This is a genomic window from Rhodococcus sp. DK176, assembly GCF_038447315.2.
GTDB lineage: Bacteria > Actinomycetota > Actinomycetes > Mycobacteriales > Mycobacteriaceae > Rhodococcus_F > Rhodococcus_F jostii_A.
In genome coordinates this window covers 1752932-1779798 of the sequence record NZ_CP118321.2, presented here as the reverse complement: position 1 = coordinate 1779798, position 26867 = coordinate 1752932, and the positions used below count along the sequence as shown (strand labels likewise).

Below are 26867 nucleotides of genomic sequence, written 5' to 3'. Positions count from 1 at the left end.
TCAGACGGCGTATGCGCGCATGATCGGTGTTGCGGCGTCGACGAGGGTGATCTGATCGACCAGCATGTGCTGCGTCGCGACGGCGGCGTCGCGCACGCACCGGCCGAGCGCGCTGGGGTTGCGGATCGACTGGCTGCCGGCCCAGCGGTGCGCGAAGCCGACGATCTCACCGGCGACCTCCTGCGACCAGGTGATGACCTGACGCAACCGGGCGCGCTGCTCCTCGGTGATCTCGATACCGGCGCGCGCACTGGCCTCGGCGTCCTCGTGGGCGGCGTACACGTACAGGCGAGTCGCCTGGTAGAGGGCTTCGTACTTGCTGAATTCGCGGCGGAACAGTTCCGACTCGCCGACCACCGTGGCGTAGCCGGGACGCGCCTTGTTCGCGACGATCCGGACGATCTCCTCGAGCGCCCGCTTCGCCAGCCCGAGTGCTACGGGGGCGTGCCCGCCGACGCCGATGCCGAGCAGTCCCAGGCGGTACACGGGCTCGGAGCGAACGGGGGTGGTCGAGAACGTCTCCATCGTGAACTTGTCGGGGATGAAGCGGTCGTGGACGGCGTAGTCGTAGCTGCCCGTGCCGACCAGCCCCATCACGTTCCAGTTACCGAGGAACTCGACGTCGGCCCGCGGGAGGAAACCGACGCGGCAGTCGGGGGTGCCGGCCTCGTCCAGGATGGGGTTCCCGTTGTCGTCGTGGACGACGAATCCCGCGCCGATCCACGTGGCGTGCGCCGATCCGCTCGCGAACTGGTAGCGGCCGGTGACGCGGTAACCGCCCTCGACGCGGACGGCCTTGCCGGTGGGCATGATCATGCCTGCGGTGATTCCCCGGTCCGGACCGCCGAACATCTCGCGGGCGCCCTCGTCGTTCATGAATCCGGCGGCGATGCCGGTGCTGAAGGAGTTGGCCATCAGCGCCCAGCCCGTCGACGCGTCGGCCCGCGAGATCTCCTCGATCACTTCGAGTGCCTGCACGATGCCCAGCCCGCCGCCACCGAACTCCGTCGGGACGAGGGTCCAGAACAGCTCCGCCTCGGCGAGGGCCTCGTACACCGGCCTGGTGATCGTCGCGTCACGCTCGATCGCATCCGCCTCCTGCTCGACGATGCGAGCGACCGCCTTGGCCCGGGCGAGATAGTCGACAGGCTCCCGATCGGCGAGGGCGGACACTGATCGATCAACGGTTTGCGTCATGGAAATGACCTTCCTGGTATGCAACTCAGCTCGTCGTCCACCGCACGTGTCGGCGGGGACGAGATCGCGGTATGACCTGAATCACAATGGTCGGTCCGCGCGCTGCACACAGGCGGGTGACCACGTGGTCCACTACGTGGTCACCCGGTCGGGTAATGCGGCGAGAGTGAAGGTCGCCGGTCGACTGTCGTGGGTTGCCGCGGTTACACGGCTCGGCTTCGGTGGTGGTTGGCGCGTAGCGCGAACTGATCCGAGCACTCCGGGCGTAGTCCGATTCATCACCGACCCGAGGCTTGGATGTATGTGTGCCGTGCATTGGCAGTACGTGACGACCGGCGCGTCCGGTGCCACAGAGGTGGGTGCGGATTGGGCTACCTTCCCGTTCCGAAGCATGGCTTTGCGGACACTGGGTCAGGGGTTGTCGTTGGGTTGATATGAACTAGCTAGCGGCCATCAGCCGATCACGTGGCTACCGACTGTGGGCATGTGGACGGTTCCGTTGATCGCTGTCGCCCCGCTATGACAACATCCTCCGCATGAGTCCGATTGTCGCCGCGCAGGACGAATCTGCGCTCTACCTCGCTGCTTCACCGCACACCCGTGGGCAGGTGCTCCCTAGGTCGTGCCCGGTGCCGGCTACGGCGGGTGTCTACGGCTGGTGGTTTCGGAAGTTGCCGGCCGCGATCGATACCTCGGGGTGTGCGAAGCGGGACGGTCTCACGCTGCTCTACACCGGCATCAGCCCGAGCAAGCCGCCGAAGAATGGCAAAGCTCCTAGTACGCAGAACATCCGGAAGCGGATCAAGGCCCACTACACCGGTAATGCTGCCGGGTCGACGCTCCGCCTGACGCTCGGTTGCCTGGTCGCGAATGAGATCGGGATTGAGCTGCGTCGCGTCGGATCGGGCGAGCGGTACACCTTCCACGCGGGGGAGACGCTGCTGTCGAAGTGGATGGCCGAGAACGCCCTCGTTTCGTGGATCGCTCGTGAGGAGCCGTGGGAGCTTGAGGATCAGTTGATCGCGAGTCTCGATGTACCGCTCAACCTGGACGGCAACTCGCGCAACTCCTTCTATCTCCAGTTGAAAGCTGCACGTGCCGATGCGAAGCGTCGCGCGAAGGAACTGCCAGTTCTTCCCAATCCCGGCGTAGGCGGGCGATAGACCGTGCGATTCAACTGATCTTAGTCGGTTCCCCGTGCGACCATCGCAGCCATGCAACCGTTACCTCGTGAAGTCGAGCAGTTAGTCGCCCACATCTCGGCGGTAGGGCTATCCCCGAAGGAAGACGAGCGTTCGTGGGATCACATGGGTGCGCTCATTACGGACGCGGCGCTCCAACCGCGGACGAAGTACAGGACGATCGTGCACCCGCGCGCGAAGAAGGTGAGGGATGAGTGGCCTGACGCCAAGGTGCTAAGCGGTTTCGTCGCGCGACTCGATTCCGAGGACCTGGCGTCATTCCTTAGGTGGCGACCATCTTCTCCCAAGCTCACAAAGGTTCGCGATCTAGCGACTGCGTTAGATCAGATCAGCGTCGAGACAGTACCCGAGTTGGCCGCACGATTCCGAGACGCCCGACTTGAGTCTGAAACTCGCGCTGCATTGGGGCGGGTGAAGCACGTTGGACCCAAGACACTCGACTACATCGCCATCCTCACTGGCTCGAACAATCATGTCGCAGTTGACCAGCACGTTGCCGGTTTTGTTCGCGAGGCCGGTGTCGACAGCATGGACTACGCGGGTGTCGCAGGCCTCGTCGCATACACGGCTGGGTTCCTCAAATGCAGCCCCGGAGCGCTGGACGCGGCCATCTGGAACTACATGAGCGATCGTGCGAAGGGGGAGTCGTGAGCGAGAACGGTCAGACGCCGATTCCGCTGCTCAAGAAGGGGCAGCGGTTGTACGTCTGTAAGGGATCGCCATGGAAGGAAGCGGTGAAGACGTACTAATCCGTCTAATCCGTGCGGCGTCTAGGCAAGGTTTGGTACGTGCCAAGCACCTATCGTGCGGGTGACCTGATGCTAACGATCCTTGAGACCGACCCGCCCGTCGCCTTCTGCTTGGACGTGGCGACTGTCGACGGTGGTCGTGGGAAAGATATTCGGGTAGACGATAGTAAGACCGTTCTATTCGATCACGGGCTCTCGGTAGAACGGATTAAGAAGAAGCTGGGGTTCACTCCTCAGTCCCGCGGCTTCTATGAGGGCGAGAAGGCTAGGAAGATTCTCCAAGCATTGAGGGACGAAGGTGCCGAGCAGAAGCCGTGGTTCGCTGTATAGGCGTGTGGCCTGTGGATAACCTCTAAGTATTCCTATTGCATACTTGCGTTGCATACTTGCGTTGCATACTTGCGCTGTCGGTCACCCGGTGCAATTCGCCGATTTCGGGATGGTTTTGCCCAGAACGATGTTCGACGTCGCAGCCGACTCCAATGCTGCTCGGTCGTGGGAGTCACAATGATGGGCGTTCTGATCGACTCCCTGCAGTTCTCATCGAGCGGCTCTTGAGTGCTTTCTCGCGACGTGTAGTTCAGCCTGGCGGTAATCCCGTAAGACACGGCTTCAAGCGATGTGCGATTCGTAGTCCCGAACGCCTCGCCAGAGAAGTGATCCGGAGGGCAAGGACCCGAACACGCCGTCGGCCGCCGACGACGTTCGACGATGCAACAGCGGAACTCGCGTTGTGCGCGCGACCTCAGAGAGGTCGGATCGTTCGAGTGCGCGGTCGACGTGCACGCGCGCGGGGATGCTCGCTGACTTGTCGAGGTTGCAGCGGCTGTCGGCCGCGACCAGGTTGGCGACACCGTCGATCGGAATCACGGACCACGCCATGACGTGATCGATGTGGACGTCGGACGCCATGCGCCTGCCGCAGTAGAAACAGAGATCGTCCTGGAGGTCACGCAACGGTTCCACCAGCGACCGCAGCGCGGTGCGATCCGTGCCGAACAGGAAGCCGTCCAGGTCTTCCGCGTCGAGTTCGGCGCGGTTGAAGGTGACGACGTCCTGGGTCCACGCGCTCCGGATGAAGGCTCGAAGAAGTGCGGATGTGCGACGCAGGCCCTCCGGTATGCCGGGCCGCAGAGTGATCGTGCCAATGCGGTCGACCTGGTCCACTGTCATCTTCTTGTGGAAACGCGAAGCATCGAAGAGGAAGTCGTCGCGCGTGCCACCGTTGCGCACGTGCGGGACCGTTTGCAGATGCGTGAGTGGTTGCTGCGCGACGGTGAGTCGCAAGGAGCGGATGAGTCGTACATAGGCCGGATGTTCGGCTTCCCGTGCGGCTTCAGCGGTCCGGACCCCTGCGGTGGCAAGCTGGATGCGGACTTCGGCGATTCGGTCCGGTACGGATCGGCCGCTCTTGTTCTGGGACAGTCGGCCATGATCGTTGAAGACACGAACCTGAGGCCAGTAGTAGGCGACGATCCGGTGCGTGATCTCGTTGATCGGCACCATCAGACTGCCGTCCGGTGCGGCTCTGTTCTCGACGCAAATGTCGACGAGCGCGAGCAACGTCGCCAGTTTGTACGTCGATTCACGACGCCCGGACTCGAGCAGTTGCACCACGCGACCGGCCACGTCGACTGGGTCGAGACTCGTCACCGGGTGAACACTACGCCCGGGGTCGGAGTGCTTGGGCGCCGGTCAGAATCCTCGAGGTTGATTCGTGTACCCGAAAGATACGGTCAGGCAACCGATACCGCGGCCGTGCGCTCGGTGTTACCAAGTGAGCGGTGAACGAACTGCGAAGTGTTCAGTCGTAGGGGAGGACGTCGATTCGGTCGGCTAAGCCCGTTCGCCTGCCCTTATGTTCGGCTCCGTACCCAAACATCGTCGAAGGACGGATTTTCATGACTCAGTCGCAGCACCCCTACGGCGACCAACCGCAGCAGCCGCACGGGCAGCAGCCCTTTGCGCATCCCGCCCAGAACTTCGGCCCGGGATCGGGACTGCAGCAGCCCGCGGCGTACGGGTACCACCCGGTGACGGGATTGCCGTACTCCCACAAGACGAAGCTCGCCGCCGGCCTGCTGAGCATCTTCTTTGGGTACTTCGGCGCGGGGCGCTTCTACGCCGGCCATACCGGGCTGGGGTTCGCGATGCTGATCGTGAACATCGTGTTGACCGTGGTCAGCCTCGGCATGTGGCTCTTCGTCGCGTGGATCTGGCCACTCATCGATGGCATCGTGCTCCTCGCCGGCGAACCGAAGGACAAGAACGGACTCCCGCTGCGGTGATGAAGCATTGTCTTGCAATCGCCGCGCTCGCGGTCGTACTGACCGCCTGCGGTGACGGCGCGTCCGAGCCACCGCCCGCGGTTACGGCAACGTCAGCGGCCCCCGTGGCAACGACGACTGCAGCAGCGCTTCCTCCAAGCACGACGGACGTCGTGCGGCCTGCCCCCGTCGTCACAGAAGCGAGCGAGGTAGTTGCGACCCCGGAACCGGTGGAGGCGGAGCCCTCCGTCGTCGAGTGCTACGAGGGCACGCCTGGGCCGGCTCTGTGGAGCGACGGGACGACGTCCTACTCGCAGTGGTGTTTCGATCAACTCGGCGGCGAGCGTTACCTCGAAAGTGAACGCCAGGCGAACGCGTTCGAATGTGACGGCGTCACTTGCCGCAATCCGTACACCGGCGGTTCGTACCCTGACCCGGCAGCAATTGCCTCGGACGTGGAAGAGCGAAGCCGAGCGGATGCCGAGGCGAGTGGCTGTGCGACCGGAGGCTGCCTCGAGGCATATCGCGCGTGCCGCGACGGTCTGGTCGGTGGAGATGGTTGCGCCTATTGGGGATTCTAGGGACCGACCACGCACATTTTCGGTCCGCGAGAGCGGCGAGCACGAAGCTCGCCGCTCTCATCGGGGCTGGTCGGTCGGGGAGGGGGTCACCCCAGGCGTCGCGTGCTCACCGACCGGTGAGCGCCCGGGCCTGATCTGTCAAAGCGACTGTCGCCGCACGCAACTCGTCGATCGATTGGAGAGGCGCCGCGTATCCGACGCGTGTCACGGCCACGCCGCGGGGGGTGGTGACGCGCAGGTCCAGTCCGTAGCGGTCGGCGCCCTCGCAGGTTGCCGTCTTCGCGTCGGGGAAGCCGCCCAGCGCTTGGGCCATCGCGCGCAGGGCGTCGGCGTGGTCGGCGTTGAGGTGCTCGATCGCCGGGCCGGCATGCGGGGTGATGGGGTCTGCCGTCGCGGCGGCGTAGGCCTCTTCGCTCGCCGAGTCCATTCGCCCGTAGCCGCCGACCCACCGCACACGCTGCACCCGCAGTACCCAGAGGGAGAAGTCGCTGAAGTCGATGTAGACGTGCGCTGCCGGGACGGCCGCGAGGTGCGCCTCCCGCGCGGCGGCGAGTTCGTCGCCTTCCGGGCGGTAGACGTACCCGGCGAGCGTGATGCGGGTGCTGGCCAGCGGATCGGCAGGCGGGTTCGGTGCGACGATCGCGATGCTGGCGCGGGGATCGTGCGCGAGGTTGCGGCCGTGCTCGGCCATCTGCGACACGCACAGCACCGGCGAGCCGTCGAGCAGACCGTAGGTGACGAACGACGCCCACGGGTCGCCGTCCCTGGTCAGGCTAGCGAGGGTGCCAACATTGGTGGTGGCCGCGACCGTCCGGGCCTCCTCGGCAGCGGACGGGCGGGCGGGGTTGGCGACCTCCTCCAACGGCGGTGGCACGGTCGGGGCGTCGCCGGGATCTCCGTGATCTTGGTTGGTCATTCGTTGAACGGTACCCCGCCGGAAATTGCCGGTGGCATTGCCGTCGACCTGCGCTTACCGTTGAACTGAGGGCTCGATCGCCGAGTGGCTATGCGAGTGCGACCGGGTCCTCGTGAAGCGTGATCGTGGGTGATGCGAGATGACCGCGTTGGGCGTGCTGGCGCTGGTGCTGGGTGTGCTGTTGATCGTCGTAGAGGCACACGCACCGACCGCGGGTGTGCTCGGCGGGCTCGGCGCATTGTTCGTCGGGGCCGGGGTGTGGCTGCTGTTCACCTCGAGCGACACCGCACAGATGATCGCCATCCCGGCGGCCGCCGGAGTCGCGGTGGTCGGAGTGGGTCTCGCCGTGGTGGGCGGCCGGAAGGCACTCGCCGCCGGGCACGCGCCCGTGCGCACCGGAATGCAATCGCTCATCGGATCCGACGCCACCGTCCGCAACTGGAAGGGACGGCAAGGTCAGGTCGAGGCCGCCGGAAGCCTGTGGAAGGCGCAAACACTGTTCGGGGACGACGAGACACCGACCGCGGGCGACTCCGTCATCGTCGAGCAGATCCGCGGACTCACCCTCACCGTGCGCCGCCGTGAACCGTGGGAGATCGAACTATGACCACCATCATCGTCATCCTGTGCGTCGTCATCACCCTCCTCGCCGTCGTCGCGAGCAGCTCGATCCGGGTGCTGCGGGAGTACGAGCGGGCCGTCGTGTTTCGGCTGGGCCGGCTGGTCGACCTGAAGGGCCCGGGACTGGTGCTGCTGATCCCGGCGATCGACCGGATGGAACGGGTCAGCCTGCGGACCGTGACCCTGAAGATCCCCGTCCAGGAAGTGATCACCCACGACAACGTGCCTGCCAAGGTCACCGCCGTCGCCTACTTCCGGGTGGTCGACGCCGACCGGGCGATCGTCGAGGTCGAGGACTTCCTGGCCGCCACCCTGCAGATCGCCCAGACCACCCTGCGCTCGATCCTCGGCAAGGCCGACCTCGACGCCCTGCTGGGCGAGCGGGAACGCCTCAACGAGGACCTGCAGAAGGTGATCGACCAGCAGACCGAGCCGTGGGGTGTGAAGGTCACCACCGTCGAGATCAAGGACGTCGAGATCCCCGCCAACATGCAACGGGCCATCGCCCGGCAGGCCGAGGCGGAACGCGAGCGTCGCGCCAAGATCATCAACGCCGAAGCCGAGTTCCAGGCCTCCGCGAAGCTCGTCGAGGCCGCCGACGTCATCAGCCGCAACCCCACCACCCTGCAGCTGCGCTACCTGCAGACCCTCAGCGCCATGGGCGGCGAGAACAACTCCACCGTCGTCTTCCCGATGCCCCTCGACCTGGTCCGCCCATTCCTCACCGCGGCCAAGGACGCGGCAGCGGCGGACGACGGCGACGAGCGCGCCCGGTTCGAGGCCCAGGCCAACCTCGCCGCGATGATCCCGCCCGCGGGCCCGGAGACGCGCACACCGCACCACGCACGAAACTGACGTCGTGCCCCACCGTTCACCGTCCGGCCACCGCGCGTGCCCCGGGAGGTGACCGGAGTGCGCTTGGCTAGGGTGGACCAACAGTGGCGTCCACCCGGGCACCTGCCCCCGTCGGGGCGAGCGGAAGCGAGAGACCGATGAGCGGCACAGAGGCAGCCGACATACGGACGGCCGAGTATCCGCGACCGTCACATTTCGTGCTGCACCTCAGCGACACCCATCTCGTCGACGACGACCTGCTGTACGGGGCCGTCGACAGCGAGGCCACCCTGCGGCAGATCTTCACGGAGATCGAGTCGTCGCACGCCCGCCCGGATGCACTGGTATTCACCGGCGACCTCACCGACCGCGGTCAGCCGGGCGCCTACGAGAAGCTGCGGGCGATCGTCGAACCGGTTGCCGCGTCGCTCGGTGCGCAGGTGATCTGGGCGATGGGCAACCACGACGACCGCGGCCACTTCCGGACGGAACTGCTCGGGCAGGAACCGTCGTACGAGCCGATCGACCACGTCCACGACGTCGACGGACTGCGCATCGTCACCCTCGACACGACCGTGCCGGGACATCACCACGGGGAGATCTCCGAGAGCCAACTGCTCTGGCTGGCACAGCAGCTCGCGGTTCCGGCACCGCACGGGACCATTCTGGCGCTGCATCATCCGCCGGTGCCGTGCGTCCTCGACCTGGCAGTGCTGGTGGAACTGCGTGACCAGCTGCGCCTCGCCGACGTGCTCCGCGGCAGCGACGTCCGGTCGATCCTCGCGGGACATCTGCACTACTCGACGACGGCGACGTTCGCGGGCATCCCCGTCTCCGTCGCGTCTGCCACCTGCTACACCCAGGACCTCAACGTCCCGGCTGGGGCGCTGCGCGGACGCGACGGCGCCCAGGGCTACAACCTGGTGCACGTGTACCCGGAGACGATCGTGCACTCGGTGGTCCCGATGGGCAGCTACGACACCGTCGGCGAATACGTCACCGCCGAGGAAACCGAACAGCGGCTCGCGGCCGAGGGCGTGCGGATCCCGGACACCGGGGAGCAGGCCGTCATGCGGGTGCGGGTGTAGTCAGCCCCTGCGCGGGAACTTCTCCCGGTACGCCATGACGTCGGAGAGCCGGAACCGGCGGTGGGTGCCGCGCATCTCGATGGGCAGCGCGCCGGAGTCGGCGAGCCGGCGCACATAGGTGTCGGAGACGCCGAGGATCTCCGCGGCCTGCGACGTGGTGAGCAGGTCCGCGACTGCACCGAGCGCCACACTCTGCCCGTCGGCGAGCAGGGTGAGCAATTCGAGCACCGCGTCGCGCGCGGGGTCGGGTAACACCATTCCATCGAGGGTGACGATCGGCGAACCGTCGAGGGCGGTCCGGAGCTCGGCCGCGACCGTCGAGTCGAGCGCGGAAACGATGTGGTCGATGCTCATGGGTCCACGATCTCATGAGCCCGGACGGCGAGGCCTCGCGGCGGTAGTCTTGCTGTGTGGACGAATTGCACGATCCCGACGCCTTCGAACTCGCGCGTGCCGGCCAGATCGACGTGACCCCGGAGATCGACGAGATCGGGGAGCTGCTGCGCAAGTCCGGCCGCAAACACGCCATCGACGACACCGACGAGCCGTGGCGGCACGGGTACCCGTACGACGAGAAGATGACGCGGCGGCAGTACGAGAACCGCAAACGCAAACTGCAGATCGAGCTGCTCAAGTTCCAGGCCTGGGTGAAGGAGAACGGCGAGAAGCTCGTCATCATCTTCGAAGGCAGGGACGCGGCCGGCAAGGGTGGCGCGATCAAGCGGTTCACCGAACACCTCAACCCTCGTGGCGCGCGGGTGGTGGCGCTGGAGAAGCCCACCGAACGCGAACGCACCCAGTGGTACTTCCAGCGGTACGTGCAGCACCTGCCCGCGGGCGGGGAGATCGTGATGATGGACCGCTCCTGGTACAACCGGGCCGGCGTCGAACGCGTCATGGGTTACTGCACCCCCAACGAGTACCTGGAGTTCACCCGGTCTGCGCCGGAGTTCGAGCGGATGCTCGTGCAGTCGGGCATCCACATCGTCAAGTTCTGGTTCTCGGTGGGCCGCGAGGAGCAGCACGCCCGGTTCGTGTCCCGCAGCACCGATCCCGTCAAGCAGTGGAAGCTGTCACCCACCGACCTCGCCAGCCTCGACAAGTGGGACGCCTACACCGAGGCCAAAGAGGCGATGCTCTTCTACACCGACACCCCGCAGGCGCCGTGGACCGTCGTGAAATCGAACGACAAGAAGCGCGCCCGGATCGAGGCGATCCGCTGGGTGCTCCACAAATTCGATTACACCGGCAAGGACCCGCGGGTGGTCGGCACCCCCGACCCGCTCCTCATCGGTTCTCCCGCAACGGTCTACGACGAGGGCGAGCGCCCGGAAGACGCGTTTCCCGCCGTCTGATCAGACCCCGGTCTCCCACGGCGCCGGGATGGGGAAGTAGTTCTCCAGGAACTGCGTCACCTTCCTGGTCCGCAATTCCAGGTCGATCTCGGGTGCGCTGCCGTCGTTGAGACAGAAGAAGTCCATCGACCGCTTCGCGAGCAACGAGTCCATGTCGCGGAGCCCTGACTTCATCGTCGTGTCGACGTACTTCACCCGCGCCGAGGTCTGCACCACCGCGCGACCACTCATCAACGCGTAGTAGTGATACAGCGAGTTCGTCACCGAAATGTTGGAGCTGGCACGGAAAGTGCTTGCGGCCGTGGCGGCGAACTCGTCGGGGAACTCCTTCTCCATCTCCTCCATCACGCTCTTGCGGAGCGGGGTGGCGGCATGTTCGAGGTGCCGGGTGGTCATCAGACCGAAGCGGTCCTGCAGCAGCCGGCGATTCACCCGGGCCGCGTTCTCGAAACCGCTGCGCTCGTCGTCGTTGTGGCCCAACCCGATTCGGGTGGTCGCCTCGATGAACATCGTGATGCCGCCGGGGGAGAAGAACATCTGCGGACCCACCGAGCGGCCGAAGAACATGTCGTCGTTGGAATACAGGAAATGCTCGGCGAGACCGGGGATATGGTGCAGCTGGCTCTCGACGGCCTGCGAATTGTGGGTGGGCAGTACCGACGGGTCGGCGAAGAACTCCTCGCTCGGCATGAACGTGACCCGCGGGTCGTCGGCGAGCCACGCCGGACGGTCGGAGTCGGTGGCCACGAAGATCCGGCGGATCCACGGCGCGTACATGTGCACCGAGCGCAGCGCGTACTTGAGTTCGTCGATCTGCCGGAACCGGGCGGCCGAGTCGTCGCCCTCGCCGACCACATAGCTCTGCATCCGCTTGGCGCGCTGCGCCTGGAACTCCGCCGACGAGCCGTCCACCCAGGAGAACACCAGGTCGACGTCGAAATTGATGTCCGACGCATGGTCGGCGAACATGTTCTCGATGGTGGGCCACACCCGCCCGAACCGCTCGACGGTGCCGCGAACCGCCTCCTCCGAACGCACCACACGCCGGGTCAGGGAGTTCTCCATCGGCAGCACGATCTCGTCGTCGCTGATCGACCACAATTCGATCTGCACCCCCGTCGACGCCCCGTAACTCAGGCCGCTCGCCAGGTGCACGCGCGGACGGAACAGCCGGAAGATGCGGGCCTTCGACGTCGCGGACAGGCTGCCGTCGGACACGAGGACCGCGGGACCCTTGGCGTCGACGGTCTTGGAGTAGAACGGACGGTCCTCACACGCGGCGACCAGGGCCGCCCGCAACGCCTTCCGCTGCGCCCAGTTGACCGCGATGACCGGGCGTTCGTCATTGCCCCGCACCAGCAGATACTCGATCCCGGCGCCGTCGAGGACGTCGCGGACGAACAGCAGGTCCTCGACCATCGCCTCGTGCGGCGTGGTGTGCGTGATCGGCAGCGCGAAGCGGCCCTTGAACCGGACCACGTCGGCGCGGTCACGCAACCTCGACGCCGCGGCGGCGGAGGCATGGGCGACGGCGTCCGCGGTCTCCTGCTCCGGGGGTACGAAGTAGACGTCATGCGGAGCGGAGGATTGAGTAATGTCGGGCCTTTCGGTGGCTGTCGCGAGTGCGATCCTGCCCAGTCTAGGCGCTGCGGTGCGGCTACCGCCTTCGAGTAAGCGTCGGACGCGAAGTACCACGTCGGACGCTTCCCGGCCGGAATCTGTTAGGAAGGACCCATGGCCGATCGCACCGGGGACATCGACGCAACTGATCGGGATGCCTGTCAGGCTTTCGAGGACGTCGTCGCGCTCCTGAACTATCCGATGTTCGTGGTGACCACACGGTCGGAAGACGAGATGTCGGGGTGCCTCGTCGGGTTCGCGTCGCAGGTCAGCATCAATCCGCCGCGCTTCCTGGTCGGACTGTCCAACAAGAATCACACCTTCTCGGTGGCCTCGCACGCGGAGCGTCTGGCGGTGCATATCCTGACCCGTGACCACGTCGCGCTCGCGACGCTCTTCGGCGCGCAGACCGGAGACGAGATCGACAAGTTCGCCCGGTGCGACTGGCATCCCGGCCCCCACGGGCTGCCGATCCTGGACAATTCACCGGCGTGGTTCAGCGGCCGAATCCTCGAACGACTCGAACTCGGTGACCACGTCGCGTTCCTCCTCGCCCCGGAGACCGGATCCGCCCCGGACGACCTCGGGCAGTTGGTCACCTTCTCCGACGTGCGCGACCTCGAACCCGGGCACGAGGCGTGATGCCGCAGATGCGCAAGCTGAGCAGCGGTGCCGACGAGGTGTCGGCGGAAGAGTTCTACCGCGACCCGCCGGACGGGGTACGGGTGAACATGGTTGCCAGCCTGGACGGTGCGGCGGCGTTCGGCGGACGCGTCCGGCCCCTGTCCGACCCGGTGGATCACCAACTTCTGCGCGCGATGCGTGCGTATGCCGACGTGGTTCTGGTCGGGGCCGGCACCGTCCGCGCCGAAACGTACGGACCGGTGCAGCTGACGGAGGAACAGGCTCGGTATCGACTCGAACGGTGGGGACTCGACGCACCACCGCCGATTGCCGTCGTGACACGAACGGGCAACGTTCCGCCGGATTCGCCATTGTTCGCGGGTGGTGTCAGGCCGATCGTCGTCACCACCCGACGGGTGGCAGAAACGCGCGGGGCAGCACTCGGGGAGTCGGCGGACATCGTCGTGGCGGGTGACGACAGCGTCGAGATGCCTGCCCTCATGGCCGCTCTGCGGGACCGCGGGTTCGGCCGAATCCTGTGCGAGGGCGGCCCCACCCTCCTCCACGATCTCGTCACACACGATCTGGTGGACGAGATGTGCCTGACCCTCGCCCCGCGATTGGCCGGTCCGCAAACACTGCCCGCATCGTCTGGCCCGACAGTGCAAGCGCCGCGCACACTTTCACTCGAGCATGCTCTGATCAACGACGACTTTCTCTACCTGCGCTACGGCCGGGGAACGCAGCGCGGCTGACACTGCCGTCAGTCCAGGACCGTGAAGAACGAATCGCCGTCCTCCGCGGACCCGTCGATCTGCCCCCGGTCGGTGCGCGAGTCCTGCACGATGACGCCCTCGACCACGTCGGCATGCTTGTTTCCGAACACCGGAATGTCGATGTCCTCGTCGTCGATGACACGGTCGACGTCCTCGGTCAGCTGGTCGTCGGGGAGATCCTCCAACGACACCTCGCTCTGCTCCTCGAGCATCACGTCGGGCTCTTCCTCCGACAACTTCTCGTCGAGGGACTCACCCTCCCGCTCCTCGCGCGCCGTGGTGCCGAACTTGTCGGCTTCACTCCACCCATCGGGCGGATCGACGACGTCGTCGCCGTCGTTGTTGCGCACGTCGTCGGAGTCCAGGCTCTCGCTTGGGCTCAGCGTGTCACCGGGCCCGTCTTCGATACTCATACGCATCAAATGCCCAGATCAGGCTTCGTTGAAACTTCGATCGATCGAGGTCAGGCGACGGCCGGAGCGCCCCGCAGCGCCTCGAGCGCCGCGATCTGCGCCGGCGACCACGGCGCCGAGTTCGCCCGGCTCGAATCGAGGTGCACGAGTACGACGGTCAGCTCCGCGGCCTGCACGCCGTCCTGGTGGACCGTGATCTGGAAGGTCAGGGAGGTGGTGCCGATCCGGTCCAGGGTGACGACGACGTCCGCGTCACCGGTGAACAGTTCGCGTCCGAAGTTGCTGACGACGTTCACCACGGCGGTCTGCGTGACCGGGTCGAGCAGGTCGCCGCACGCCTCGACGAGCGCCCGCTTCCACGCCGCGCCCGCCGCCTCGTGCGCGCAGTAGAACGGCACATGGCGGCTTACGGACGCCGGCGCGTCCGGCGTGGCGTTGTTCCGCAGGGCAATCGTGTAACGAGGCATGGATCGGACATTACCCAGACCCCGGCGCACCGGCGTTCTCAGGGGACTACTCGAACAACCCGCGGAGGTCGTCGGCGTCGAGACTGGAGCTGAGCAGGGAGTCGGCGTCCATCACGCTCGCGAACAGCGCCGACTTCTTCGCCTTCAGCGCCATCACCTTGTCTTCGATCGTGTCCTTCGCGATCAGCCGATACACCATCACGTTCCGGGTCTGCCCGATGCGATGCGCCCGGTCCACGGCCTGAGCCTCCGTTGCCGGGTTCCACCACGGGTCGAGGATGAAGCAGTAATCGGCCTCCGTGAGGTTCAGCCCGAAGCCGCCCGCCTTGAGGCTGATCAGGAACACCGGGGCGGCGCCCTCCTTGAACTCGCGGAGCACGTCGCCGCGACGCCGGGTGCTGCCGTCGAGGTAGCTGTGCGCGATCCCGGCGTCCGCGAGCCGGTCGCGGATCTTGCCGAGGAACCCGGTGAACTGGCTGAACACCAGCGCCCGGTGACCGCCCGCGACGACGTCGGCGAGCTGCTCGAGCAGGGCGTCCACCTTCGCGGACGGAACGTCGTGATACTCGGCGTCCACTAGTCCGGCGTCGAGGCTCAGCTGCCGAAGCAGGGTGAGCGACTGCAGGATCGTGAAGCGGTTCTTGTCGACGTCGGCGAGCAGGCCGAGGATCTTCTGCCGCTCACGCTGCAGGTGGGTGTCGTAGACCTTGCGGTGCCGCGGGTGCAGTTCGACGTCGAGCACCTGCTCCTGCTTGGCCGGAAGATCCTTCACCACTTGCTCTTTGGTGCGGCGCAGCATCAGCGGCTTCACCCGGCGGCGCAGCTGCGCCAGAAGTTCGGTGTCGCCCTGCTTCTCGATCGGCTTGCGGTAGTAGTCGGTGAACCGGGCCGGATTCGGGAACAGGCCCGGGGCGGTGATCGACAGCAGCGACCACAGCTCCATCAGGTTGTTCTCCATCGGCGTGCCGGTGATCGCCAGCTTGAACGGCGTCTCCAGCCGGCGAACGCACTGGTAGATCTTGGACTGATGGTTCTTGGTGAACTGCGCCTCGTCGAGGATCATCCCCGACCACGCGGACTCCGCGTAGGCCTCGAACTCCAAACGGAACAGGGTGTACGACGTGACGACGATGTCGGCGCCCTCGACCAGTTCGTCGAACGGGACGCGCCGCCGGGATCGGGTGTCGGAGATCGCGACGACGGTCGCGTCCGGAGCGAAGCGGGCCGATTCGGACTCCCAGTTCGACACGACGCTGGTGGGGGCGACGATGAGGAACGGCGGCGCTGCCGGATTCGAATGCCGCGCATGGCAGATCAACGCCAACGCCTGCAGCGTCTTGCCGAGCCCCATGTCGTCGGCGAGGATGCCGCCGAGCCCGTGCTCCCACAGGAAGGCCAGCCAGCGGAACCCCTCCAGCTGATACGGACGCAGCCGGGCGTCGAGCGTGCTCGGGGCTTCCGCAGGACCGATGGTGCTGGGCGCGAGCAGGCCGTCCACCTGCTGCCGCCACTGCGTCGCCTGCTTTTCGACGGTGCCGAGCGCCGCGAACTCGTCCCACAGGCTGGCCTGGAAACGGCTCAGCCGCAACGTCCCGTCCGCGCGGTCGCGGAGGGCCCGCGCCTCGTCGATCAGCCTCCGCAGCGTGTGGAGTTCGGGCTTGTCGAGGGAGAAGTAGGCGCCGTCGGGCAGCAGCAACGCGGTCTTCCCCGCGGCCAGAGCCGAGAAGACCTGGTCGAACGGCACGTCCCGGCCCTCCACGGTGAGGGTGACGCCGAGATCGAACCAGTCGGTGCCGCCCTCGGATGCGGTGACCGACACCCCGATGGCCAGGGAATCGCCGGCCTCCCGGTAGTCGGCCGGTTCGCCCGAAACGTCGATCGACACGTCGGACTTGCCGTGGAGCAGGGGCAGGACCTCGGTGGTGAACCGCATCGTGTCGAGTCCGCGCAGCGCCGTCGCTTCCGGACTGCCCGACCCCAACCCGTATCTGTCCCAGGCGATGTCGAGCTCGTCGAGCAGTGCGCGCTCGCGGGCGTCGTCCCGGTACTCGTCGCCGGGGGTCCGGCCCGACAGCGGCGCACGGTGCTCGTTGTCCCCGACGGTGTACAGCCATTCCCAGTCGACGGCGACCTCGTGGTCGGGGAGATACGACGCCCGCATCACCAGGGTGGGCTCGGAGATCGCGGGTGGGACGAACGAGCCGTCCGAGGAGATGACCGTGGCCAGGTTGCGGAGCTTCGGCAGGAAGTCCGTCAGGAAACGGGACTCTTCGGCGGCGGGAACCTCGATGGGTGTGCGGCGGCGCACCAGATCCTGTAAGGGGCCGGGCACGACGGAGTCGAGGCGCGCGAGGTGAATGCGCTCGTCCGCGTCGACGTAGAACAGGCCGTGGGCCCGGACGCCGATGAAGCCGACGGTCACTGCGTCGACAGGTTCGCCGTCGACGCGGACCACCGGCCGCACGACGAGAGCGCCGGTGGCGTCGTCGCGGGTGGCGTCGAGGCAGACCTCCGCCGAGCGGTAGGGGGCGAGTGCGCCCAGACGCTTGGAGGAGTGGATGAGCTCCACACCGACCCGGGCGGCCTCGTCGAGCAGCGACCACAGCTGGCGGCTGGGGAAGACGCTGAGATCGAGATCGGTGTGGTTCTGGCGGCGGTAGGTCAGACCGCCGACGGACAGCAGGTGAATCTCGTGCAGCACCCGGATCTGCTCGGCGGGGTGCTGGAACTGGCTGCCCAGCTTGTTCCACGCCAGCCCGCCGACGATCCAGCCCTTACTCCCCGGCTGGACGGGCCGCACCAGCAACTGGGGTGCCGCGGCGGCGGCCGACGCCTGGGCCCGGAACTGGATGGCGAGCGGCGAACGCCTGCCGGAGTCGCCGAACGGATCGGCGGTGAGCAGGGAACCGAGCCAGCGTTCCCAGGTGGGCGCGACTGCCGACTGGGCCTCGGACCTCGCCTGTTTCATCGCGGTGATCAGCAGGGCGGCGACGTGCTTGCAGTTCATGCCGACCGGACACGTGCAGATCCCGTACCGGTACACGGTGCGGCCGCTGCTGGAGACGATGAACGCCGACGCGGAGTACGGTTCCGTCGCCGTGCCCGCCACCTCGCCCCACAGCTCCTTGGCCGCCGGATCCCACGACATCTCGATGACCGCGTGGTCGCGGGCGTACTGCTCGCCGCGGGTGTACGTGGTGGTGCCGAGGACCGCCTTGATCGACGCCACGTCGATGTCGCGCAAGTCCCCGGGAAGCATGGCAACAGGGTAGTCAACTCATCCGACACGGTCGCGGGGTGCGGCGACTCCCACCCCAGGGTTCCTTGTTCCGCACCTCGCCCGATCGGAGACTTCGGAGCGTCGGGGGAAACCCATGGATCGGAGAGAACATCATGGCCGAGATGGTCGAAGCACACCGGAAACATCGCACTGGTGGAGTCGCGCGAACACTGATCACCGTGTACGGCACGCTCGTGTACGTCACGTTCCTGATCGTGTTCCTGTACGCGATCGGATGGGTCGAGGGACTCGTGGTGCCCCACACGATCAACGACGGCCCCGACGCTCCCGTCGCGGTCGCCGTGGTCATCGACGTGGTGCTGCTGACGGTCTTCGCCATGCAGCATTCGGTGATGGCCCGGCCCTGGTTCAAGAAACGCTGGACCAGGATCGTCCCCGAACCGATGGAGCGCTCGACGTACGTACTGTTCGCCACGGCCGCGCTGGCGCTGCTGATGTGGCAATGGCGTCCGTTACCCGAGCAGATCTGGGACGTGGAGACCGATTGGGTCCGCGTCGTGATCTACGTCGTGTCGCTCGGCGGGTGGGCCCTCGTGCTGGCGGCGACATTCGCCATCGACCACTTCGACCTGTTCGGGCTGCGCCAGGTGCTGCGGAACCAGAGCGGAAAGTCGGCTCTGCCCAGTCACTTTCGGACCCCTGTGCTGTACCGGGTGATCCGGCACCCGCTCTATGCCGGTTTCATCATCGCGTTCTGGGTGGCGCCTACGATGACCTGGGGCCGGTTGTTGTTCGCCGTCGGGACCACCGGCTTCATCCTGGTGGCGGTGCGCTTCGAGGAGCACGACCTGGTCGACACGTTCGGCGACGACTACCGCACCTACCGCTCACGGGTGCCGATGCTCGTCCCGAGGGTCGGCTCGCGAGGGCGCTAGCGTCACAGACCCCCGGCGACGTCGATGGTCGTGGCGGTGACGTAGGACGCCTGGTGGGACAGGGCCCACAGCACCGCTTCGGCGATCTCCTCGGGTTCCGCGACCCGGCCGAGTGGCACCTTCCCGGCCACTCGCCCGGGTCGTCCGGGGTCGCCGGCAGCGGCGTGGATGTCGGTGTCCGTCGTACCGGGAGCGACGCCGACGACGCGGATGTTCGCGCTCGCCAGTTCCCGCCCGAGTCCCACCGTGAAACTGTCCACGGCCGCCTTGGAGGCCGCGTACCCGACGTATTCGCCCGGTGCGCCGGTGCGGGCCGCGATCGAACTGAGATTGACGATGACGCCGGGGCGCCCTGTTCGGATCCAGTGCTCGGCGGCCGCGCGGGCGTAGGCCATCGCCCCGAAGACGTTGACGTCGAACACCTCCCGCACCACTGCGTCCGGGGTGGTGAGGAACGTGCCGAGCGCGCCGGTGGTCCCCGCGTTGTTGACCAACGCGACCAGCTGACCGCGTTGGTCGGCCGCATCGACGACGGCGACGGCCTCATCCGCGTCGCGGACGTCTGCCCGCACCGCGGTGGCGCGGACACCGCACTGGTGGACGAGTTGCTCGGCGGCCTCGTCGTCGTTCTGGAACGTGAACGTCACCTGGTAGCCGCGGTGCACGGCGAGGCGCACCACCGCTGCGCCGATGCCGCGGGATCCACCGGTGACGAGGATGTGTTCGGACACGATACGAGCGTATCCGGGCGATCAAATGCGGACCGAAGCTGACCGCTATCGGTTCTACGGTGAGTGAACCGATTCGCCGACGCAGGAGGACCGCATGATCGTCGATCCGATTCCCGAGGGCTACACCACCGTCACACCGTGGATCATCTCCCGCGACACCGCCGCGCTCATCGACTACGTGAAGGCGGCGTTCGACGGCGAGGAACTCGGACGGATGGTGGGCGAGGACGGCACCATCGGGCACGCCGAGGTGAGGATCGGGAACGCCGTCGTGATGATGTTCGATGCCCGACCCGACTGGCCGCCGACGCCCGGGTTCCTCCGCCTCTACGTCGACGACGCGGAGGCGGTGCTCGCGCAGGCCGTCGCGGCCGGCGGCACGCTGGTGACGAAGGCGACGCACCTGTTCTGGGGCGACCTCGTGGGACGCGTCCGCGACCCGTTCGGCAACCTCTGGTGGGTCCAGACCCACATCGAGGACGTCGAGGGGGCGGAGATGACCAGGCGCATGAGTGACCCGACGTTCACCGCCGCAATGGATTACGTGCAGAGCGCCGACTTCTTTCCCGGACGATAGCCCGGGTCAGCGTTTCGGACTGCCGAACGTGATGCTCGGCGCCGTCACGGTGAGGGACGCGATCCGGACCGCCACGCCGGACGGCTTCGGCGGCTCGGCGTCGATGATCGTGGGGTGATAGTCGATCTGCTCGGGCGACGGACGGGCCGGCGCGAACACGCTCCGGACGACCCCGATCGGCGTGCGGGCGATCGCGTCGGCCGACTGCTGGATCTGTTCGAGCGTCCGGAACACCGTGTCGAAATTGTCGGACTGCTGGGTGGTGCTCACCGCCTCGACCACCGGCCGCATCGTCCGCAACAGGAACACGACCTCCTCGAGCAGTTCCTCGGTGAGCCGGAGGATGTGGAACGACGTCTTCGCGACCTCGATCGGCACGGTCACCGCACATACGGCGACGCGGACCGGCCCCTCGGCAGCCGAGGCCGCCCTCCGGACGGTGCGCTCGACGGGGGACGGCACGAAACGGGAAACGAAGATCACCAGTCGACCCCCTCGCGGCGCGGCGTCCTTATCTGTGCCGGGGAGGTTACCGCGCACACGCTCGCCGCGCAGGACGAGCGGGGCGGTGTCAACCCGGCAGCAGGGCCCGCACGGCGTCGATGGTGTCGGCTTCGGCGGCAGTCTTGTCGGGGCGGTAGCGCAGGACGCGCGCGAATCGCAGCGCGAGGCCGCCGGGGTAACGCGTGCTGACCTGGACGCCGTCGAGTTCGATCTCCACGACGAGGTCGGGGTGCAGGTACACGGTGTGATCGTCGCGGTCGCGTTCGTGGCGCGGGAATTCGTCCGTCTGCCACTGCAGTAGCGCGTCGGTGAGGCCCTTGAACGTCTTGCCCACCATGATGGGTTCGCCGCCGTCCGGGTCGCGTGCGCCGAGGTGCAGGTTGGACAGGTAGCCGGTGCGTCGCCCGTAACCCCATTCGGCGCCGAGCACCACCAGATCGAGCGTGTGCTCCGGTTTCACCTTCTGCCAGGCGCGGCCGCGTCGTCCCGCCGCATACGGTGCGGCGAGCGATTTGACCATCACCCCTTCGTGCCCGGCGGCAAGGGCGTCGTCGAAATGGGTTGCGGCGCCGTCGCTGTCGGGGCGGATCAGCCCGGGGATGCGGTGTTGCGGGGCAACGCGTTCCAGGGCCGCCAGCCGCTCCTCCAGCGGCGCGTCCAGAAGGTCGACGCCGTCGAGGTGCAGGCAGTCGAAGAAGTAGGGGTGCAGCAGCAGGTCGCGGGCGGACTCGGCGCCGAAGCGGCTCATCGTCTCCTGGAACGGTCGGGGCCGGCCGCTGTCGGTGAGCGCCAGTGTCTCCCCGTCGAACACCGCCGACGTGCAGGGCAGGCCGGCGACGAGTTCGACGAGTTCCGGCACGCTGCCGGTGATCTCACGCAGGGTGCGGGTGAAGATGTGCACCTCGTCGCCGTTGCGGTGCACCTGGATGCGCGCGCCGTCGAGTTTGTATTCGACGCTGACGTCGCCGCCGAGTTCGGTCCACGCGTCGGTGAGTGATTCGGCGGGGGAGGCCAGCATGGGCCGGACCGGACGACCGACCTCCAACCGGAACGCGGTGAGGGCGTCGACGCCGCCGTCGAACGCCGCGACCGCCGTCGCGGGAAGGCGTCCCGACAGCATGAACGCCCGGCGCACCGGTTCGACGGGAAGGTCGGCGGCCGCCGCGATCGCGTCGGTCATCACTCCCTCGAGCGCACCCTGGCGAAGGTCGCCGGTGAGCAGTCGCAGCAGGAAGTCCCGCTCGTCGGCGGTGGTGCGGGCGAAGAGGTCCGCGAGCAGTTCGCGTCGGCGGGCGGCGGATCCGGAACCGGAGATCCCGGCGACGGCGTTGACGGTCCCGTCGAGGTCCGACACCGTCACGGACGGGACGTCGGCCGGGGTGGCGGAAATGTCGGCGAGTGTCCGCCAGCCGATCCCGATCCGGCCCTGCCGAAGCTCCCCGGACAGCCACGCCACCACCGGTTCCACCTCGGCCGGCTCCAGTTGGGTGAGGACCTCGCGCAGCGCCCCGACCTTCACCTTGCGCGACCGCGTGGCCCCCACGTCCCGGGACGTCGCGACGATCTGCGAGAACAGCACACCCCGACGGTAACCGGAACGTCCCGCAGGCGGTCAGAATCCGCCTGATCGAAACGCTGGGCGGACCGGGCCGTCGTTCCTAGGCTATCGACGATGAGCACCCCACGTCGCCGGCCGCTGAAGACGGTCACGGGAGTCAGCGGCGCCGTGAGCACCTATGCCGCCGCCATCGATCCGCAGCAGTCGACCGTCGCGTCGTCGATCGAGATCGCGAAGATCGCCGAGGCGAACAAGTTCGACGCGCCGCGAGACCACCACGTTCCACCACCGTTCACGCTGAGTGTTGTTTAGTGCACTCGGCATGAGTGTCCGGGTTACCCCGGCCACGTTCACCACTGTGTGGTGTTCCCGCAGCGATACCGTCAGCCCGCCGAGTGGCGGGTCTTATGGTTGGTTTCTGTCGGGCTTCTTTTACGTCTCGTCCGCAACTCGCCGAAGACGCACAACCGTCAACAACCGCTGCGAGGGCAGCAAGGTTGAGGGCAGCGTTGTGATCACGATCAGCGCGGTAACCGCACGCATCGCAGGTGAACACCCGAACCTTCAAAGGCAGTTTGGCTTTCACTACCTGACAGTTCGAGCAGGTCTTACTCGACGGATACCAACGATCCGCCACATGCAGTCCGGTGCCGGTCCACTCGGTCTTGTAGGCCAGTCGTCGCCGGATCTCGGCGAGCCCCGCATCATGTAGGGCCCGATTCAGCCCGCGTTTGTAGGCGCCACCGGATCGGGTCATTCCCGCGATGTTGAGACCTTCGACAACGACGGTATCGAAGTCCCGCACCAACCGAGTGGTGAGTTTGTGCAGGTGATCGCAGCGTCCGGCGGCGATGCGGGTGTGCACTGCCCGGATCTGGTCCTGGGTGCGCTGCCACCGCCGGGAGGGCTGTTGACCTGTGCGACGATCCGGGCCGACCCGCCGCGATGCGCGGTGCTCCAGACGACGAAGTTTTTTCGCCTGCTTCCGTGCATGTTTCGGATTCTCGATCATCTCCCCAGTCGAGAGAACAGCGAGGTGTTTGACCCCCACATCGACTCCGACTAACGAACCGCCCACACCACGATCGGCGACCGCGGCGGCACCGGTGGGTGGGAGTGCCCTGGCGGGGAGCGTGGTCTCGACGGAGAACGACACCTGTCACCGGCCCCGACGGTACGACAGGGTCGCCGACCGGATCCGAGCCGACCCGGCGATCGTCTTGCGGGCCAGTTTGCGGGTGGATTCACACGTCCGGATCGCCCCGATCCGAGGCAACTTCACATGACGGCGGTCACCGCCGTCGGTGACCAACCCGAAAGCATCCGTAGTGAACCGGCAGGAGAGCGCCGCCCGTTTGCTCTTGAATCGGGGAAACCCCATCGAGCCTTTACGTTTCCCGGACCGAGTATCGGACCAGTTCGACAGGGCTGCAGCACAGTTCGCGATCCCGGAACTGTAGGCCTCCTTCGAGTTCTCCGGCCACCACGGCTGCCTGGTCTCAGGGTTGACAGCGATGTCGTCTTTGACGGTGTTCCAGTGTTTGCGCAGGCTGTACGCCGACCATGACATCGCCGGGGTCAGCTCCGCCTCGGGAACACCGTAGGAGCGTTCCGCCGCCCGTTGGTCGAGGTTCGCTTTCACCTGCGACAGTGCCCAGTTGTAGGCGAAGCGCTGCGCCCCACAGTGCGACCGCAGTGCCTCGACCTGTTCCGGCGTGGGATCGAGGACGTACACGAACGCCCGGATCACCTTTCGGGACGGATCCGGCGCAGCGATGTCGGCAGTCCGATCCGCGAATACCGCGGTGGCCCTCATGGGCGCCACGGCGGCGGCAGCACGGTGACGGGCACTGCGCTACCCGTACAGGCGGGCGCACACAGCGACTTCATCACCCCGGTCATCTCCCGCACCAGATCATCAACCACCCCCATCGTCGGCCAACACGAGCAGGGTACGACCTTGCGCCGACAAAGTAGGTAACCCGTACAACCTCGCGCGGCTGTTCGGCACCCTCGACCACGTCAGCAACGGTCGCGCCGCCTGGAACGCCGTCACGTCGTCACTCAGCGAGGAGAACTACAGCGACCGCGACCTGCCGAGCCCTGAGGAACGCTACGCCCGCGCCACGGAATCCCTCGAGGTGATCAACGCCTTGTTCGACAGTTGGCAACCCGGAGCGCTCACTTCCGACGGTGCCGGGGGAACCACGCTCGACGCCGATCGAGTGCGCCCGATCGACCACGCGGGCACGTACTTCACGGTGAAGGGCCCGTTGAACATCCCGCCGCTGCCGCAGCGTCGTCCCGTGCAGTTCCAGGCCGGCCAATCCGCGGCCGGCGTCGAATTCGGGGCCCGGTTCGCGGAGGTCGTGTTCACGTCGCTGCCGACCCTCGAGGACGCCGTCACCTACACCAAGAGCATCCGGGCGCGGGCCGCCGAACTGGGCCGCGCCGACGGGCTGCCGCTGATCATGAGCTCCTTCCACGCCACCTACGGCGCGTCCGAGGAAGAAGTGCGCCGGCTGGTGCGGGAACAGGAGGAGGCGACGGACCTCGACGCCGGCCGGATCCGGCTGGAGGACATGCTCGGTGGCGACGTCGACCTGTCCGGGCTGCCGCTCGACAAGCCGATCCCGGCCGGCGTCCTGCCCGACGTCCGGTCGGTGAACCGCCGCCGGGGCCGGGTCGAAATCTTCAGCCGGCTCGCCGCGTCCGGGCGGACCCTGCGCGAACTGATCATCGCGTCCAAGGACACCGGCCACTGGGCGGTCGCGGGAACACCCGAACAACTCGCCGACGCCGTCCAGGAACGCTACGACGCCGGTGTCCTCGACGTCATCTCCCTCGGCGGGCTCGCCGAGGAACGGACCCGGGACTTCGTCGTCAACGGTCTGCTGCCCGAACTGCGGCGTCGCGGAATCGTCGGCAACGACTACGTGGGCGACACGTTCCGGGACAATCTGGAACTACCCCCGCTGCCTCCTCGGGACTGACATCAGTTCTCCACCTCGGTGCCGTCCACGACGATCCGCACGCGGTCGGGGTAGAACGACACGTGGTCGTCGATGCCCGACGCCTCCGCGGTGGTGAACGGGTAGAACCAGGCGGCGTCCTCGACGGGGTCGGAGCCGTCCGCCCCGGTGAACGACAGATACGACGCCGTCCCCTTGTACGGGCAGGACGTCCTGGTGTCGGAGGCGGTGAAGAACTCGGATCGCACGTCGATGCGGGGCACGTAGTAGCGCACCGGCAGCGACGTCTCGAACAGCAGTCGTGGGCGGACGGTATCGGCGACGAGCGTGTCGCCGACGAACACCTCGACGTGCCGGGACGACGGCAGCACGTCGACGCGGACATACGGGTCGCGGGCGTGGACGAACACCTGCTGATCCTCCTCGTACCAGGCGTCCATCCTGTGCCAGTAGAACGCGACGTACGGGCTGAGGTCGAGGGAATCCTCCAGTTTGGCGTCGTAACCCCACACGGATTGCTCCGCGCGACGGTCGCCGACGACGAGATCCCAGTACCGGGCCTTGCCCTTCCATGGGCAGGTCGTGGTCGCGTCGACGGGCTCGAGGAGGTCGAAGTTCACGTCGTCGCGGGGAATGTAATAGACGGGCAGGTGACCCTTCTCGAACAGGTACACCGAACGGGTGGTGTCGGCGACCGCCTGACCGCCGAAGAACACCCGGATGCGCTTGTGATTGGGTTCGATCGAGATGCGGCCGTTCTCCGCGAACTGCTGAGTGGCGGCGGCATGCGTGAGAGCTGTGGACATCACTCCATGGTGCGCCTTCGGCGCCCCGTGCGGGGTTAAGGAGGCTCTGGACTCGTTAACCACGCACGGGTGCGGAGCGCCGCGACACCGGCGGTCACGACCCACACCGTGAACGGATAGAGGGCCAGGCGTTCGGTGATGCCGAACGGCGCGCCGGGGAGGAGGATCGCCGCCATCCCGACGACCCCGACGAGGCAGCAGAGACCGGTCCAGAGCGCGAAGACGCGCCATCGCCGGTGGAGCGCGATCGCGATGACGATCATCGCGGCGTTGCGCGCGACGAACGTCGGGGTCGCGACCAGTTGGTGCAGGTGAGCGTCAACGTTGACGGGCACGACGCCCGTCAGTGATGCGCTGACGGAGGCCAGTGCGAGCAACGTCAACGCCACCCGGCGCACGCGTCCCGGCGGGAGGAATTCGCGCAGGCCCACGGCCCCCGCGACGATGAGCACCCCGGTCATCACGAAGGCGCTGTTGATCACCGTGTGCAGAGGCGAACAGAGTCGCGCGGCCGCGACCTGGGCCGCGGAGCCGTCGCAACCCGTGACGCCCAGATTGCTGACCGAATTGGTCCGCACCTCGTACGGCCGCGGCCAGGCGCGCGCGGTCACGACCTCCGCGAGGAAATACAGGGCGATGAGCACCCAGGCCGTGGCTCCGACCCGCACAGCCAACAGACGCTGGGCGGGTGAAGGCGTTCGCACGACGCTCACCCCTCCGAACCGTACCCGGCTCACCGAGAGGATTGTTGACAATCTTCGGGAGCGGCTCGACCATGTAGCCATGGCCCCGCTGACGAGAATTCCGGTAGCTGACTCCGACGAGACGGGACA

The 26867-nt window shown here is 66.9% G+C and carries 28 protein-coding genes and 1 pseudogene; 14 read left to right on the top strand and 15 right to left on the bottom strand.

All coding sequences use genetic code 11. From position 1 onward, the window contains the following. Positions 1 to 1197, bottom strand: a complete 1197-nt coding sequence (locus PSR88_RS08445; RefSeq protein ID WP_029539428.1) for an acyl-CoA dehydrogenase family protein — start codon at positions 1195 to 1197, stop codon at positions 1 to 3. Between the two features lie 536 nt (positions 1198 to 1733). Between PSR88_RS08445 and PSR88_RS08440 the strand changes: the two genes are divergently transcribed. The 3 genes from PSR88_RS08440 to PSR88_RS08430 all read left to right on the top strand — a co-directional run bounded on the left by PSR88_RS08440 (position 1734) and on the right by PSR88_RS08430 (position 3478). Beyond that, entirely contained in the window at positions 1734 to 2360 is a 627-nt protein-coding gene (locus tag PSR88_RS08440; RefSeq protein WP_037197152.1) for a GIY-YIG nuclease family protein, read from the top strand. A gap of 51 nt (positions 2361 to 2411) precedes the next feature. After that, the gene (locus tag PSR88_RS08435; RefSeq protein WP_157180167.1) at positions 2412 to 3050 is read left to right on the top strand and encodes a hypothetical protein; all 639 of its coding nucleotides are present in this window, start codon (positions 2412 to 2414) and stop codon (positions 3048 to 3050) included. 137 nt (positions 3051 to 3187) lie between these two features. Beyond that, positions 3188 to 3478 carry a hypothetical protein gene (locus tag PSR88_RS08430; RefSeq protein WP_157180168.1) on the top strand — a complete coding sequence of 97 codons (291 nt, stop codon included), beginning with the start codon at positions 3188 to 3190 and terminating at the stop codon, positions 3476 to 3478. A 282-nt stretch (positions 3479 to 3760) separates the two neighbouring features. On the opposite strand, the gene PSR88_RS08425 is transcribed toward PSR88_RS08430, so the two are convergent. Then, on the bottom strand, positions 3761 to 4801 hold the full coding sequence (locus PSR88_RS08425) for an HNH endonuclease (RefSeq protein ID WP_020476814.1): 1041 nt from the start codon (positions 4799 to 4801) through the stop codon (positions 3761 to 3763). A 248-nt stretch (positions 4802 to 5049) separates the two neighbouring features. Between PSR88_RS08425 and PSR88_RS08420 the strand changes: the two genes are divergently transcribed. Then, complete coding sequence (locus PSR88_RS08420) at positions 5050 to 5436, top strand: TM2 domain-containing protein (protein ID WP_016883002.1); 387 nt, start codon at positions 5050 to 5052, stop codon at positions 5434 to 5436. A gap of 666 nt (positions 5437 to 6102) precedes the next feature. Here the strand turns inward: PSR88_RS08420 and PSR88_RS08415 are convergent. Continuing rightward, positions 6103 to 6912 carry a HugZ family protein gene (locus tag PSR88_RS08415; protein WP_016883003.1) on the bottom strand — a complete coding sequence of 270 codons (810 nt, stop codon included), beginning with the start codon at positions 6910 to 6912 and terminating at the stop codon, positions 6103 to 6105. Between the two features lie 139 nt (positions 6913 to 7051). On the opposite strand from PSR88_RS08415, the gene PSR88_RS08410 reads away from it, so the two are divergent. From PSR88_RS08410 to PSR88_RS08400, 3 genes are all read left to right on the top strand, one after another. Next, positions 7052 to 7519 carry an NfeD family protein gene (locus PSR88_RS08410; RefSeq protein WP_016883004.1) on the top strand — a complete coding sequence of 156 codons (468 nt, stop codon included), beginning with the start codon at positions 7052 to 7054 and terminating at the stop codon, positions 7517 to 7519. Then, positions 7516 to 8388 carry a slipin family protein gene (locus tag PSR88_RS08405; protein WP_016883005.1) on the top strand — a complete coding sequence of 291 codons (873 nt, stop codon included), beginning with the start codon at positions 7516 to 7518 and terminating at the stop codon, positions 8386 to 8388. The genes PSR88_RS08410 and PSR88_RS08405 overlap by 4 nt, the downstream gene beginning before the upstream one ends. Before the next feature lie 137 nt (positions 8389 to 8525). After that, a complete protein-coding gene (locus PSR88_RS08400) occupies positions 8526 to 9455 on the top strand; it encodes a phosphodiesterase (RefSeq protein WP_016883006.1) in 930 nt (309 codons plus the stop codon). Here PSR88_RS08400 and PSR88_RS08395 read toward each other — a convergent pair whose 3' ends face one another. Next, a complete protein-coding gene (locus tag PSR88_RS08395; RefSeq protein ID WP_016883007.1) occupies positions 9456 to 9809 on the bottom strand; it encodes a helix-turn-helix domain-containing protein in 354 nt (117 codons plus the stop codon). A 56-nt stretch (positions 9810 to 9865) separates the two neighbouring features. Here PSR88_RS08395 and ppk2 point away from each other — a divergent pair, with 56 nt between their 5' ends. Continuing rightward, positions 9866 to 10810, top strand: coding sequence for a polyphosphate kinase 2 (ppk2, locus tag PSR88_RS08390; protein ID WP_011594601.1), 945 nt, complete (start codon positions 9866 to 9868; stop codon positions 10808 to 10810). On the opposite strand, the gene PSR88_RS08385 is transcribed toward ppk2, so the two are convergent. Continuing rightward, positions 10811 to 12505, bottom strand: a complete 1695-nt coding sequence (locus PSR88_RS08385; RefSeq protein WP_016883008.1) for a stealth family protein — start codon at positions 12503 to 12505, stop codon at positions 10811 to 10813. 39 nt (positions 12506 to 12544) lie between these two features. On the opposite strand from PSR88_RS08385, the gene PSR88_RS08380 reads away from it, so the two are divergent. Together PSR88_RS08380 and PSR88_RS08375 are read left to right on the top strand one after the other, a co-directional pair. After that, positions 12545 to 13072, top strand: coding sequence for a flavin reductase family protein (locus PSR88_RS08380; protein WP_016883009.1), 528 nt, complete (start codon positions 12545 to 12547; stop codon positions 13070 to 13072). Next, entirely contained in the window at positions 13072 to 13809 is a 738-nt protein-coding gene (locus PSR88_RS08375) for a pyrimidine reductase family protein (protein ID WP_011594598.1), read from the top strand. The genes PSR88_RS08380 and PSR88_RS08375 overlap by 1 nt, the downstream gene beginning before the upstream one ends. A gap of 8 nt (positions 13810 to 13817) precedes the next feature. On the opposite strand, the gene PSR88_RS08370 is transcribed toward PSR88_RS08375, so the two are convergent. From PSR88_RS08370 to PSR88_RS08360, 3 genes are read right to left on the bottom strand one after another with little or no spacing between them, the layout of a single operon-like run. Further along, on the bottom strand, positions 13818 to 14249 hold the full coding sequence (locus PSR88_RS08370) for a hypothetical protein (protein WP_011594597.1): 432 nt from the start codon (positions 14247 to 14249) through the stop codon (positions 13818 to 13820). 44 nt (positions 14250 to 14293) lie between these two features. Then, complete coding sequence (locus PSR88_RS08365) at positions 14294 to 14710, bottom strand: acyl-CoA thioesterase (protein ID WP_009474336.1); 417 nt, start codon at positions 14708 to 14710, stop codon at positions 14294 to 14296. Positions 14711 to 14756: 46 nt separating this feature from the next. Next, a complete protein-coding gene (locus PSR88_RS08360) occupies positions 14757 to 17969 on the bottom strand; it encodes a DEAD/DEAH box helicase (RefSeq protein WP_016883010.1) in 3213 nt (1070 codons plus the stop codon). A 134-nt stretch (positions 17970 to 18103) separates the two neighbouring features. Between PSR88_RS08360 and mddA the strand changes: the two genes are divergently transcribed. Continuing rightward, the gene (mddA, locus tag PSR88_RS08355; RefSeq protein ID WP_009474334.1) at positions 18104 to 18886 is read left to right on the top strand and encodes a methanethiol S-methyltransferase; all 783 of its coding nucleotides are present in this window, start codon (positions 18104 to 18106) and stop codon (positions 18884 to 18886) included. A 2-nt stretch (positions 18887 to 18888) separates the two neighbouring features. Here the strand turns inward: mddA and PSR88_RS08350 are convergent, their stop codons facing one another. Beyond that, the gene (locus PSR88_RS08350) at positions 18889 to 19617 is read right to left on the bottom strand and encodes an SDR family oxidoreductase (RefSeq protein ID WP_011594593.1); all 729 of its coding nucleotides are present in this window, start codon (positions 19615 to 19617) and stop codon (positions 18889 to 18891) included. A 94-nt stretch (positions 19618 to 19711) separates the two neighbouring features. On the opposite strand from PSR88_RS08350, the gene PSR88_RS08345 reads away from it, so the two are divergent. Further along, entirely contained in the window at positions 19712 to 20194 is a 483-nt protein-coding gene (locus PSR88_RS08345; RefSeq protein WP_016883011.1) for a VOC family protein, read from the top strand. 6 nt (positions 20195 to 20200) lie between these two features. Here the strand turns inward: PSR88_RS08345 and PSR88_RS08340 are convergent, their stop codons facing one another. Both PSR88_RS08340 and PSR88_RS08335 read right to left on the bottom strand, forming a co-directional pair. Then, a complete protein-coding gene (locus PSR88_RS08340; RefSeq protein WP_011594591.1) occupies positions 20201 to 20677 on the bottom strand; it encodes a hypothetical protein in 477 nt (158 codons plus the stop codon). An 88-nt stretch (positions 20678 to 20765) separates the two neighbouring features. Further along, positions 20766 to 22277: an ATP-dependent DNA ligase gene (locus tag PSR88_RS08335; RefSeq protein ID WP_016883012.1), complete on the bottom strand. Its 1512-nt coding sequence runs from the start codon at positions 22275 to 22277 to the stop codon at positions 20766 to 20768. A gap of 93 nt (positions 22278 to 22370) precedes the next feature. On the opposite strand from PSR88_RS08335, the gene PSR88_RS08330 reads away from it, so the two are divergent. Beyond that, entirely contained in the window at positions 22371 to 22568 is a 198-nt protein-coding gene (locus PSR88_RS08330) for a hypothetical protein (RefSeq protein WP_011594589.1), read from the top strand. Here the strand turns inward: PSR88_RS08330 and PSR88_RS08325 are convergent. Together PSR88_RS08325 and PSR88_RS08320 are read right to left on the bottom strand one after the other, a co-directional pair. Next, a complete protein-coding gene (locus PSR88_RS08325; protein ID WP_016883013.1) occupies positions 22549 to 23412 on the bottom strand; it encodes an RNA-guided endonuclease InsQ/TnpB family protein in 864 nt (287 codons plus the stop codon). The genes PSR88_RS08330 and PSR88_RS08325 overlap by 20 nt on opposite strands. A gap of 3 nt (positions 23413 to 23415) precedes the next feature. Then, a complete protein-coding gene (locus PSR88_RS08320; protein ID WP_016883015.1) occupies positions 23416 to 24072 on the bottom strand; it encodes a helix-turn-helix domain-containing protein in 657 nt (218 codons plus the stop codon). Between the two features lie 163 nt (positions 24073 to 24235). Here PSR88_RS08320 and PSR88_RS08315 point away from each other — a divergent pair. After that, positions 24236 to 25249 (top strand): annotated as a pseudogene (locus tag PSR88_RS08315) (LLM class flavin-dependent oxidoreductase); the annotation flags it as partial. 2 nt (positions 25250 to 25251) lie between these two features. Here PSR88_RS08315 and PSR88_RS08310 read toward each other — a convergent pair. Then, complete coding sequence (locus PSR88_RS08310) at positions 25252 to 26034, bottom strand: DUF427 domain-containing protein (RefSeq protein WP_016883017.1); 783 nt, start codon at positions 26032 to 26034, stop codon at positions 25252 to 25254. Between the two features lie 35 nt (positions 26035 to 26069). Further along, positions 26070 to 26819: a DUF998 domain-containing protein gene (locus tag PSR88_RS08305; protein ID WP_011594585.1), complete on the bottom strand. Its 750-nt coding sequence runs from the start codon at positions 26817 to 26819 to the stop codon at positions 26070 to 26072. Positions 26820 to 26867 lie beyond the last annotated feature (48 nt).

What these genes read in the sequence shown, in the direction of transcription:
- PSR88_RS08360 (WP_016883010.1), bottom strand. Translation starts at nt 17,969, where the DNA reads ATGCTTCCCGGGGACTTGCGCGACATCGACGTGGCGTCGATCAAGGCG.
- PSR88_RS08445 (WP_029539428.1), bottom strand. Translation starts at nt 1,197, where the DNA reads ATGACGCAAACCGTTGATCGATCAGTGTCCGCCCTCGCCGATCGGGAG.
- PSR88_RS08405 (WP_016883005.1), top strand. Translation starts at nt 7,516, where the DNA reads ATGACCACCATCATCGTCATCCTGTGCGTCGTCATCACCCTCCTCGCC.
- PSR88_RS08380 (WP_016883009.1), top strand. Translation starts at nt 12,545, where the DNA reads ATGGCCGATCGCACCGGGGACATCGACGCAACTGATCGGGATGCCTGT.
- PSR88_RS08415 (WP_016883003.1), bottom strand. Translation starts at nt 6,912, where the DNA reads ATGACCAACCAAGATCACGGAGATCCCGGCGACGCCCCGACCGTGCCA.
- PSR88_RS08435 (WP_157180167.1), top strand. Translation starts at nt 2,412, where the DNA reads ATGCAACCGTTACCTCGTGAAGTCGAGCAGTTAGTCGCCCACATCTCG.
- PSR88_RS08420 (WP_016883002.1), top strand. Translation starts at nt 5,050, where the DNA reads ATGACTCAGTCGCAGCACCCCTACGGCGACCAACCGCAGCAGCCGCAC.
- PSR88_RS08395 (WP_016883007.1), bottom strand. Translation starts at nt 9,809, where the DNA reads ATGAGCATCGACCACATCGTTTCCGCGCTCGACTCGACGGTCGCGGCC.
- PSR88_RS08400 (WP_016883006.1), top strand. Translation starts at nt 8,526, where the DNA reads ATGAGCGGCACAGAGGCAGCCGACATACGGACGGCCGAGTATCCGCGA.
- PSR88_RS08375 (WP_011594598.1), top strand. Translation starts at nt 13,072, where the DNA reads ATGCCGCAGATGCGCAAGCTGAGCAGCGGTGCCGACGAGGTGTCGGCG.
- PSR88_RS08305 (WP_011594585.1), bottom strand. Translation starts at nt 26,819, where the DNA reads ATGGCTACATGGTCGAGCCGCTCCCGAAGATTGTCAACAATCCTCTCG.
- PSR88_RS08365 (WP_009474336.1), bottom strand. Translation starts at nt 14,710, where the DNA reads ATGCCTCGTTACACGATTGCCCTGCGGAACAACGCCACGCCGGACGCG.
- PSR88_RS08440 (WP_037197152.1), top strand. Translation starts at nt 1,734, where the DNA reads ATGAGTCCGATTGTCGCCGCGCAGGACGAATCTGCGCTCTACCTCGCT.
- PSR88_RS08345 (WP_016883011.1), top strand. Translation starts at nt 19,712, where the DNA reads ATGATCGTCGATCCGATTCCCGAGGGCTACACCACCGTCACACCGTGG.
- PSR88_RS08410 (WP_016883004.1), top strand. Translation starts at nt 7,052, where the DNA reads ATGACCGCGTTGGGCGTGCTGGCGCTGGTGCTGGGTGTGCTGTTGATC.
- mddA (WP_009474334.1), top strand. Translation starts at nt 18,104, where the DNA reads ATGGCCGAGATGGTCGAAGCACACCGGAAACATCGCACTGGTGGAGTC.
- PSR88_RS08370 (WP_011594597.1), bottom strand. Translation starts at nt 14,249, where the DNA reads ATGCGTATGAGTATCGAAGACGGGCCCGGTGACACGCTGAGCCCAAGC.
- PSR88_RS08330 (WP_011594589.1), top strand. Translation starts at nt 22,371, where the DNA reads ATGAGCACCCCACGTCGCCGGCCGCTGAAGACGGTCACGGGAGTCAGC.
- PSR88_RS08310 (WP_016883017.1), bottom strand. Translation starts at nt 26,034, where the DNA reads ATGTCCACAGCTCTCACGCATGCCGCCGCCACTCAGCAGTTCGCGGAG.
- PSR88_RS08320 (WP_016883015.1), bottom strand. Translation starts at nt 24,072, where the DNA reads ATGAGGGCCACCGCGGTATTCGCGGATCGGACTGCCGACATCGCTGCG.